Below are 10,131 nucleotides of genomic sequence, written 5' to 3' on the forward strand. Positions count from 1 at the left end.
CTGTATTGCAGAATACGTTCATGAATTGCTTATTATTGAAAACTTTCAGGTAACGACCCCTTTCGTGTTGCCCCTTTTCGCGAATGGCATGCCCACACTGCTTTTCCAAACAGCCAAAGGACGGATAGGAAATTCCACGAACTACCTAACCCTATTTGGACAAACGGTATTCCCGGACACCCTAACCATCAATGAGGATTTCACGCTGATTGCTTATTTCTTCAAACCGTATGCCCTGAATTCATTGTTTGGGGTTTCTGCTCAGGAATTGACAGACAACCCCATTGAGCTGAACTTATTGCCGGCATCCAGCAGGGCAGGTCTGCAGGAACAGTTACTGAACGCGTCTTCCAGCAGGGAGATGGTCGCCATCCTGGATAATTATATATACAGCCTCGTCACTAAAATCAAAACGGATACGCGTATCATGAAATATGCCGTTGAAAAAATCGCCGCCGAACCATCTAAAAAAAACCTGGCGGTGGTGCAGGCGGAACTTTGTATGACGGGGCGCACATTCCAACGGCTATTTGAGAAAACCATCGGCATTATACCCACCCGCTACCGAAGGATCAGCCAATTCAATGCCGCTTTCCGACAACTCAACAGCCTTCAGTTCGAAAATCTGACTGCGCTTTCCTACAGCAACGGCTATTCAGACCAGAGCCATTTCATCCGTGCATTCAAAGAGTTTACTTCCCTAACGCCCAGTGAGTACCTTGCCTATAGCAAAGCAGGGGGAAACTGATTTTGTCAGTTTTGTTCTATTCCCCGGCCTGGGTCTTCTATACCTTTGAACCGTAAACAAAACAATTTAAAAAATGGAAAACAACATTTATCCTTGTCTTTGGTTTGATGGTCAGGCCCAGGCAGCAGCAAAATTCTACTGTTCGATTTTCAAGAATGCCAAGATTAAGGCAGACAACCAGATGGTGGTCGAATTTGAGCTCGATGGCAAGAAATTTATTGGCCTTAATGGCGGGCCACAGTTCAAATTTAATGAGGCGGTCTCATTTGTCATAGACTGCGAAACCCAGGAAGATATCGATTACTATTGGGAAAAACTGACGGCCGATGGTGGCAGTGAAGGCAACTGTGGTTGGCTGAAGGACAAATTTGGCATATCCTGGCAGGTGGTGCCTACTATTCTGCCAAAACTGCTCAGCAATCCGGATAAAGCGCAAAGCGTGATGGAGGTCTACATGAAAATGAAAAAGTTCGATATCAAGGCCCTTGAAAGCGCCTAATAATGATTGGTTTGAGGCTGCTTCCGATGTTTCGCAAAACACGGAAGCGGCTCTAACAAGCAGAAGAAACGGTAGTGAATAATTGGAATGGGAAAGCCTTTCGTGAAAAAAGAAACCCGTTACCTGAAAGATAACGGGAGTCCGCCCCAATGGGATTAGGGGCTATCAACCTAAACCTGGCACGAAGATAAGGACTTCTTTTGATATTTTCACAGCATGCGTAGACATAAACAAATTCTCTCGATAGCTTCTATTTGTAATTTTCCATAAAAGTTTGGAAATTAAATGTTAACCTTCNGCACGAAGATAAGGACTTCTTTTGATATTTTCACAGCATGCGTAGACATAAACAAATTCTCTCGATAGCTTCTATTTGTAATTTTCCATAAAAGTTTGGAAATTAAATGTTAACCTTCTACCTTTATTGCAACCAGCACAACCTGTGCCTCATGCAAGTTATTTTTATTAGGGTATTTTGCCGTTGGTTTAGGCGTAAATGCGATGCGGCTTGTGTTGAACTAAAGAGGATAGTTATTGAAGGATTTTACTGACTAATTAATAGACAAGAAAAAAATAAACTAACCAAGTTGGGTATCACAGATGGTGATATCGACTAAGCCGATAATAAACCGGATCGACCAATAACAAATAGATAAGCAAACACAGATAGAGCAATCCGAATACGGGAAACCGTACGCAAGTTTGAGAGAGATTGGGGAGATTTGGTGTTGACTAAAGTAAATATGATATGATTTGCATGATGCGCATTTTGAATAACTACTTTCGATAGCAAGAAAAAATAACACAAAATACGCAGTACCAGAACAACATATAATATATTGAAAATAAAAACATTACATAACATCATGAAAAACTGAGGAATTGCGCATATTTATGAGTTGTGCGATATGCTAAAAAAACACCCGAAAAAGGAAAATGGCAAATAGAACTTACCTATATTATCAGAAAAAAGAAAATGAGTGGTACGAATTTGAGTACGCTACAATTATTCCTTCATTATGGCAGGAGTTGTATAATATAGAACTAATTGAAGCTCAGAAAACTCAGATTATTGAAGCGTTTACAAAAAATGAAGAGGATGATTTGGAAGATGAAGAGCGAAATGCAAACTTAAAAGTCACAAAGGAAATTGCGATTGAAAACTTAAAAGCGATAATAAACTTAAATCTGAATGAAAGTGGAGATAAAAAGCAATTGCGAATAGATTTCCTAAAATTCATACAATTTGAAATAGCAGATACTTCGATTATTGAGTTGTCTTTTGAAGAAATAAGTTGGTTTTATGAACAACCGCAAGATATTTTTATCGAACTTGAAAAATTCCATATAGACGCACAAACCAAAACCGAATATTCGACTGAAAAAATTACATTTCAAACAATTGGTTTTAATGACGATTTTAAATCTTATTCATCAATTTATCAAAAATTAATTGATGAACAAAAAGCTATTAACGAAAAGAATAGAGAAGAACATCAATTAAAAACAGAGAAAACCAAACGAAAAGAAAGAAAATCTAAAATTCGTGATTTAATTACAATGGCAGTAATAGCTTCAGTCTTAATTTTTTTTGGTTTTTTTGGAATTTTTGTCAAGAATGAAATGCGAACTGGGTTAGCTATGCTCTCTTTCAGCATTATTTGTTGGCTTTATGTATATTTCAAACACATAAAAAAATGATTGAAAAAAGAAGCACAATCGCACAACAAGGGTTTAGCTTCGCTGCTACTACGTGGTTGCGTCAGGCGGGCTGAAGTGCAAAGTTCAACGGCAGTTTTTCAATTGAACTTTAGTAATAAACTCGGCTTTTGTGCTTCGATTTCCCGCCCGAACGCAAAGCCCCAAAACGTTACCTGCAACCCTAAGAAGACAGTGCTAACATCAACTAACAGTTAATAAATGAGACAGACAGTAAATAGGCTTGAAACAATTTTCTCAGAAATCTGCAATAGTTCGTATCCATACGAGTGGGACGAGAACCATATTTCGTTTCTACTTATGAAACAATTGAGAGAATTGTTTAGCCGCAAGACAATTCATTTCCAACACTGGTCAAAAATTGTTGACTGGCATTCATTCAAGAACAGAGGTAAACAAGAGACAAATTTCGGTGACATTACACTCCTTGTGACAGTTCAGTTTACTAGCGGAGAAGTTTTTAGAGGAGTTGTAAACATTGAGGCTAAACGCAGTTTCAATTCAGAGAACTTTGAATCAGTTGACTTACCACAATTGAATCGCATAGTATCAAATGCACCATATTCTCACTTGCTACTATACAATCACAAAAGACAAGAACTTCAACAAAAATTTCCAGACGAATCTACTTGGAAAAGTCACTTTTGGATTTCTCCAATTAACACTGCAAAACAAATGTTTAGTCAAATTGGAAACAATGACAATTAGAAAGTATTGAGGACATCATTTCCGTTTACAATGTTTTTGACCTCAAGAATTTTTTGGGGCTTTGACTTGGACTTTAGAGACGAAATTATCAAAGACATTGAGAGTGGCGAAAACAAAATAATAAACCCCTCATTTTTAGGAGTTGTAAATGTGTATTATGATCATCAACAACCAATTGAGGTTAAACTGTCTGACATATGGGAACAGATTTGATTGAAAATTCAGACCGACCTGAAACTACTGTGCTTTGTGCGGACAGAAGGACAGCAGGTAACAGCACCTACAAGAAATTAGTGGTTCAGTGGTTAAATCAAGCTTTGTGGTTCTATCTGAAAAAGCAAAGAATATTTATGCTTACAACTTACCTTATTATGATTTTGACGAGGAGTTACCTTTTGAGAAAAGCATGTTGGATATTACGGATTGGAAATAAAGAAATTGAACAACTTCAGCAAAGAAGAGACGAACTGAACGAGCAACTGGTAAACACATATCGAGGAGCTCCTAAAACAATTAATAAAGCCTATCAAATTGCTTCCAAAGCTCTTCAACAAAATGAAGAGTTTACATTTTCTGATATAGAAATTGACAAGTTTTTACCTGAAAATTTAAGAAGGACGAAATAGCCATGCCACTCAAACTCCAATACGCCTCCGACCTTCATTTAGAATTCCCTGCCAACAAGGAGTTCCTAAAGCAGCACCCTTTGCAGCCATTGGGTGAGGTATTGGTATTGGCAGGTGATATTGTGCCTTTTGCGGAGATGGACAAACACAAAGATTTTTTCAGTTATGTGAGTGATCATTTTGTAACTACCTATTGGTTGCCGGGCAATCATGAGTATTACCATTCCGATATAGCCCAAAAAAGCGGAATGCTGCATGAGAAAATCCGCAGCAATGTGTTTTTAGTAAATAACACCTCGGTTGTTCATGGCAATGCCAAACTCATTTTCTCTACCCTTTGGAGCAAAATCAGTCAGGGCTATCAATGGCAGATAGAAAGAAGTCTGAACGATTTTCATCTCATTATACACAAGGGCTTCCGCTTTTCGGGTGAACAATACAATCAACTGCATGAGGAAAGTTTGGCTTTTATTCATAACGAATTGAAAACGGTACAAGACGAAAAAGTAGCTGTTTTTACCCATCACTGCCCTACTTTTTTAAACTACCCCGAACAATACAAAGGCGATGTGTTGAATGAAGCTTTTGCGGTGGAGTTGTATGACTTGATTGAAGCATCCAATATAGCCTATTGAGCGTATGGACACCATCACAGCAATATTCCGGAATTCAGCATTGGCAAAACCAAGCTCGTTACCAATCAGTTGGGCTATGTACAACGGAATGAACATCAGCTTTTTGAAACCAATAAATGCATTGAATTATGAAAACCAGAACAATAAACCTATATTTGCACAATAAAGTTAATTACTTTATCAAGCGAAAATAGATTTATCATGGAACATAAAATGAAGGAAACGCTAAGATATATTCAGGAAACGCTGGGCATACACACCACAGCAAGCCCAATAGCCAAAAGCTATCTGGATAGGCTGCCCATGTATATCCATGAAATCTATAAGCTGTACAGAACCGATTTATTCCATACGGAAATCATTTTGGCTGAACTGAAAAACGAAGAAGAACTGAGCATTCAGCAAACCGAAAAACAAGTTCAGCAAATCAAAAATCTGCTGAATCAAAAAGTGGTGGTGGTATTGGAAAATGTACAGGCGTACAACCGGAAACGCCTGATTGAAAAAGGCATCAACTTTATTGTGCCCGGCAAACAACTGTACTTACCCGACTTGCTGATGGATTTACGAGAAAGCTACACCCACCCAAAGGCAAAGCAAAAAAATGAAGCATTGTTACCCTCTGCCCAGTTTCTGATGATTTACCACATCATCCACCGAAACAATAATTGGAAACTGGAGGAATATCCCTTTAAAGAAATTGCTCAAAAATTAGGCTATACGCCTATGGCCATTACTAACGCCATTGACAATTTGAAATATCATGAATTGGTAGAAGTGCAGGGCGAAAAGGAAAAGTTCATCCGTTTTCGTAACGACAGACATGAGTTGTGGAACATAGCACATCAGCAAAACCTGCTGGTGAATCCGGTAATCAAAACCGTATTTGTGGATGAGAAGCCGAAAGACCTTTTTCTGCTGCAAAGCAACGCATCTGCCCTGCCCGAGTACACCGACCTGAACCCAAGCAAACAACAATACTACGCCATTGAGAAAACAGTCTTTTACGGATTGCAGAAAAGCAATGCATTAGTGAACCCAAATGAATACGAAGGAAAATATGCCCTCGAAGTCTGGAAGTACAACCCGTTGACATTGGTGGACGAGCTGCCTAATGACTTAACGGTAGTGGATCCGCTTTCTCTTTATCTGAGTGTAAAAGACAGCAGAGATGAACGGATTGAAATGGCAAAAGGCAGATGGGGCGTACGGGAATTAAAAAAATAAATCAACACGTTATATTACGAAAGAAGCGGCATGTTTTTTTAATACGAGTACGGCATTGCATCCCAGCGCTAATGTTCATTAAAATAGTTGAATGCAATTTATTAAATTAGTTGAATGCGCGTCGGTTTCATCGATGCTACCTTTGTTCTTATTAAAATATTAGAACAATGAGTATAGAAAATCACCCTATTTTTCAGCCTATCGAACTTTGGCAACGCAAATTGGCAAATCGTATGGTAGTAGCTCCAATGACCCGTGTAAGTGCTATGGCAAATGGAGAGGTGACCGGTGAAATGGTTAACTATTATATGTCTTTTGCTGCAGGTGGCTTCGGAGGCATACATCATCTGGAGAGGGCTCATATGGCCCCAAAAAATGTCAAGTTATGACCCAGCTGTCGGATTTCATCACGACATGCTCTGGCCAGAGGCAACGATCGCAAATAGCCAGAACGTAATAGCGGCCCAACTCGCAAACCAGCGGCAAAACCTGCTGTTAATAGATTAACAAGCAATAACATAAACGAAAAAAAAATGAAAATTTCACAAATTAAAATCACACCAGACACCTATGCTCCCTTCCGTTTGGCCCAAGGGCATCGTGTAGGAGACCTGCTATTTATTTCAGGCCAGACCGCCATTGATGATGACGGCAAGTTGATCGGTCTCGGAAACTTTGATATACAGGCACAGAAAGCCTTTGAGAACCTCGAGAAAGTACTAGTGGCCGGAGGCTCAAGTCTCACGAACGTCATCAAGGTAACGATACTGCTCCGGGACATGGCCAATTTCGAAAAGATAGTGGAGCTTCGAGGCAGGTACTTCTCCGAACCATACCCTGCCGATACGATTATGGAAATCTCTTCGCTCTTTTCCAAAGACGCCCTGATCGAAATAGAAGCGATTGCTGTGGCTGATGACGCTGCCGTTTGGAAATAGCCCAACAAGCATACGGAGACGACGGTCTCCGTTTTTTTACTTTTATCTTTTAGCGATCCCTTTACGTATCTGGCTCAAGAATACGGGGGTGATACCGAGAAATGAAGCGATGTGCTTTTGGGGAAGTCGTTGCTCAATATGCGGATACCGATCCAGTAGGGCAAGATACCGATCCTTGCCCGGCATGCTGATCGTGTCTAGCAAACGCTGGTCTTGGGCCATGCTGGAATTTTCATTTAGTATTCGCCAGAAACGCTCCATTTTAGGTACGTTTTCCATCAATTTTTCCCGATTTTCCAGATCTATCTGCAGCAGTACCGACGCATCAAGTGTAATGATATTCCGGCTCGCCGGCTGTTGCTTCAAAAAGCTGTTTAGATCCGATATCCACCAGTCTTCCAAGGCAAAATGCAATGTATGCTCATTGCCATTCCCATCCACATAAAAAGACCGAAGAAAGCCTTCGCACACATAGTGGTCATAGCGACATATGTCTCCTTGCGCAAGGAGGTATTGTTTAGATAGTAACTTGCGCAACCTAAAGAACGAACAAATATAATCTTTCTCTTCGCTATCGAGGCTGATCCGGCTTTCGATGTGCCGCACAAGGTTATCGTAATATCGTTTTGGGGTTTGTTCTTGCATGCTTCTTTTCCTGCCAATTTAAAAAATTAAATTAAGCGTCTCCACTTAAAAACATCTTTTTAACGCCGTCTGCTGATTGCCTGCCATCCATAAAGAAAAAATGCGCCTTAGCGTGCCCTTAAAAGCAGGATTTTCTATCTTAGTAGAGTAACTGATAATTCGATAATGAAGACCGGATACCTACGACAAAATTATTGGTAGCGGCGCTGACGGTTGCAATTGTAACGACTGTAAAAACTACATAGCTTTTAGAGACAAAGTATTTCCTGACGAAAAAAAACTTTTTGGAGAATTAGGAATAGATTACCGAAAAGAAGTTGAAATTAAATCCTTTGAGACACTACCCAACGGACTTCATCATATTGGTAGTTGGTTTCATTTCAAAGGACGTGTTTTGAAAGGAAAAAATTATTGTGTTCTGCTTCCATCAGGCGGATATACAATAGATTTGACACCTATAACAGAGAATTTTTCTATTAGATTTGCAGAAGGTGGAGAATTAACTTTCTTTTCTGACAAGAACGGATTAGTTCGGATTGAGTTTATGACTTTTATACCTTGGATAATTGACAAATCTCTTGAAGTAGAATAAAATGGACCGAGAAAAGAACAAAGAAAAAGAAGCCCGAACCGCTAACAGCGGGTATGTGGCAATAGCGGGTGAAGTGATAAATCGAAGGTCTGTGCTTCTAAGAAACTTTGTGCTAAACGGAAAGCGCTTCTAATCCGCTACTGCACATACACGCAAAACGTTAGGCGAAATAATAAAAAATTATGGCAAAAAAGATACTTGACCTAATTAAAATATGGGACTTGAATAATAAAAAGCTGCAAATATGAAATTGGAAACAAATAGATTGATTATTAGGAATTGGCAGGAACATGATATAGACGATTTAATCGAAGGATTAAATAATCGTAATGTTTCAAGATGGCTTGCATTAGTGCCCTTTCCATATTTAAGGGAAAAGGCTGATGAATGGATAAAATATTGTATAAAAAATGATATGGGAAATAATAAAAATGGTTACGAATTTGCTATTGAATTAAAATCAAATCATAAGGTTATTGGAGGGCTTAGTATTTCAGTAATTAATAAAATACATGGGACTACCGGTGGAGGTATATGGATTAATGAAAATTTTCACGGAAACGGATATGGGAAAGAGGCATTTGCTGAAAAAATTAGATTTTCATTTGAGGAATTAGGACTAAGAAAACTAGAGAATGGTTTTTTTGATGGAAATGAATCCTCGAAAATAATGCAAGAAAGATTTGGATACAAAATAGAAGGAAGAAGACGGAAAAAATATTATTGTATGGCTGACGGTGAACTAAAGGATGAAATAATAACAGGATTATTAAAAGAAGAATGGGTTAAATAATATAAAAATGATTCAAAATAGATTTTACTTCGCCTAACGCGGGTTTAGCTTCGCTGCTACTACGTGGTTGCGTCAGGCGGGGCTGAAGTGCAAAACTCAACAGCAGTTCTTCGATTGAACTTTAGTAATAAATTCAGCTTTTGTGCTTCGATTTCCCGCCCGAACGCAAAGCCCCGACCGTTATGCGCAACTTTAAGACAATAGAGACGCACAGAAGGAAACTGAATGAAACTTTATAAAAGGATATAGCAATGAATAAAAGTAAATTACTACAAATGCACAATGTCGGTATCGTTGTAGAGTCCCTCGATAATGCCATTTCTTTTTTCACAGAGATAGGCCTCAAGCTCGAAGGACGAGCCATAGTTGAAGGTGAATGGGCTGGACGAGTAACCGGACTGGGATCTCAGTGCGTAGAGATTGCTATGATGGTTACCCCAGATGGTCACAGCCGCCTCGAACTATCACGATTTCTAACCCCACCAACTATATCAGACCACAGGACAGCTCCTGTGAACGCCCTCGGCTATCTACGTATTATGTTCACCGTTGACAACATTGACGAATTGGTATCTAGGCTTACCAAGCATGGCGCTCAGCTCGTTGGCGAAGTGGTTCAGTATGAGGACTCGTATAGGCTCTGCTACATTCGTGGAACTGAGGGGCTTCTTATTGGACTGGCAGAAGAATTTGGTAATAAATGAGTGGTAGAAATTTTATAAGTACGTTGACAGAAAAATTTTCTTGATGAATATTTTTTGACAAAAACCGCTTTAGTTTGACAAATTGTGACACCAAAGCATTTCTTGACTTGTCTAAAAAAATTACCGGGTTAAAGCAGACAATAAAGCAGCCTATAACAGGCGTTTGGCTTTATTAATAACAAACTAAATGAATATACCTGAATTCCTATTTCATTATTACGAACTTGACAATGGAGCATTCCGAAATATTACTGCAAATGACTTCCCTAAGATTAGTTATGGTTAATAGTGGAAAAA

The 10,131-nt window shown here is 39.1% G+C and carries 13 protein-coding genes; 12 read left to right on the forward strand and 1 reads right to left on the reverse strand.

From position 1 onward, the window contains the following. The 9 genes from NF543_RS24555 to NF543_RS24595 form a co-directional block, all read left to right on the forward strand. A partial coding sequence (locus tag NF543_RS24555; RefSeq protein ID WP_258171778.1) for a helix-turn-helix domain-containing protein occupies nt 1–748 on the forward strand: 748 nt, incomplete at its 5' end. A 73-nt stretch (nt 749–821) separates the two neighbouring features. Beyond that, the gene (locus tag NF543_RS24560; protein ID WP_257670829.1) at nt 822–1,247 is read left to right on the forward strand and encodes a VOC family protein; all 426 of its coding nucleotides are present in this window, start codon (nt 822–824) and stop codon (nt 1,245–1,247) included. A gap of 936 nt (nt 1,248–2,183) precedes the next feature. Further along, complete coding sequence (locus tag NF543_RS24565) at nt 2,184–2,948, forward strand: hypothetical protein (RefSeq protein WP_257670830.1); 765 nt, start codon at nt 2,184–2,186, stop codon at nt 2,946–2,948. A 318-nt stretch (nt 2,949–3,266) separates the two neighbouring features. Continuing rightward, a complete protein-coding gene (locus NF543_RS24570; RefSeq protein ID WP_257670831.1) occupies nt 3,267–3,674 on the forward strand; it encodes a hypothetical protein in 408 nt (135 codons plus the stop codon). 197 nt (nt 3,675–3,871) lie between these two features. Further along, a complete protein-coding gene (locus NF543_RS24575; protein ID WP_257670832.1) occupies nt 3,872–4,300 on the forward strand; it encodes a hypothetical protein in 429 nt (142 codons plus the stop codon). A gap of 2 nt (nt 4,301–4,302) precedes the next feature. Beyond that, on the forward strand, nt 4,303–4,935 hold the full coding sequence (locus tag NF543_RS24580) for a metallophosphoesterase (RefSeq protein WP_257670833.1): 633 nt from the start codon (nt 4,303–4,305) through the stop codon (nt 4,933–4,935). 201 nt (nt 4,936–5,136) lie between these two features. Then, the gene (locus NF543_RS24585; RefSeq protein WP_257670834.1) at nt 5,137–6,162 is read left to right on the forward strand and encodes a hypothetical protein; all 1,026 of its coding nucleotides are present in this window, start codon (nt 5,137–5,139) and stop codon (nt 6,160–6,162) included. Between the two features lie 167 nt (nt 6,163–6,329). Next, nucleotides 6,330–6,551 (forward strand): oxidoreductase, encoded by a 222-nt coding sequence (locus tag NF543_RS24590; protein ID WP_257670835.1) that lies wholly within the window; start codon nt 6,330–6,332, stop codon nt 6,549–6,551. A gap of 144 nt (nt 6,552–6,695) precedes the next feature. Next, nucleotides 6,696–7,100 carry a RidA family protein gene (locus NF543_RS24595; protein ID WP_257670836.1) on the forward strand — a complete coding sequence of 135 codons (405 nt, stop codon included), beginning with the start codon at nt 6,696–6,698 and terminating at the stop codon, nt 7,098–7,100. A gap of 42 nt (nt 7,101–7,142) precedes the next feature. On the opposite strand, the gene NF543_RS24600 is transcribed toward NF543_RS24595, so the two are convergent. After that, on the reverse strand, nt 7,143–7,745 hold the full coding sequence (locus NF543_RS24600) for a Crp/Fnr family transcriptional regulator (RefSeq protein ID WP_257670837.1): 603 nt from the start codon (nt 7,743–7,745) through the stop codon (nt 7,143–7,145). A gap of 394 nt (nt 7,746–8,139) precedes the next feature. Between NF543_RS24600 and NF543_RS24605 the strand changes: the two genes are divergently transcribed. From NF543_RS24605 to NF543_RS24615, 3 genes are all read left to right on the forward strand, one after another. Beyond that, nucleotides 8,140–8,337 (forward strand): hypothetical protein, encoded by a 198-nt coding sequence (locus NF543_RS24605; RefSeq protein WP_257670838.1) that lies wholly within the window; start codon nt 8,140–8,142, stop codon nt 8,335–8,337. Between the two features lie 244 nt (nt 8,338–8,581). Next, on the forward strand, nt 8,582–9,130 hold the full coding sequence (locus tag NF543_RS24610; RefSeq protein WP_257670839.1) for a GNAT family N-acetyltransferase: 549 nt from the start codon (nt 8,582–8,584) through the stop codon (nt 9,128–9,130). Nucleotides 9,131–9,381: 251 nt separating this feature from the next. Next, nucleotides 9,382–9,834: a VOC family protein gene (locus tag NF543_RS24615; RefSeq protein ID WP_257670840.1), complete on the forward strand. Its 453-nt coding sequence runs from the start codon at nt 9,382–9,384 to the stop codon at nt 9,832–9,834. Nucleotides 9,835–10,131 lie beyond the last annotated feature (297 nt).

This window comes from Parapedobacter tibetensis, from assembly GCF_024704835.1.
Classification (GTDB): domain Bacteria; phylum Bacteroidota; class Bacteroidia; order Sphingobacteriales; family Sphingobacteriaceae; genus Parapedobacter; species Parapedobacter tibetensis.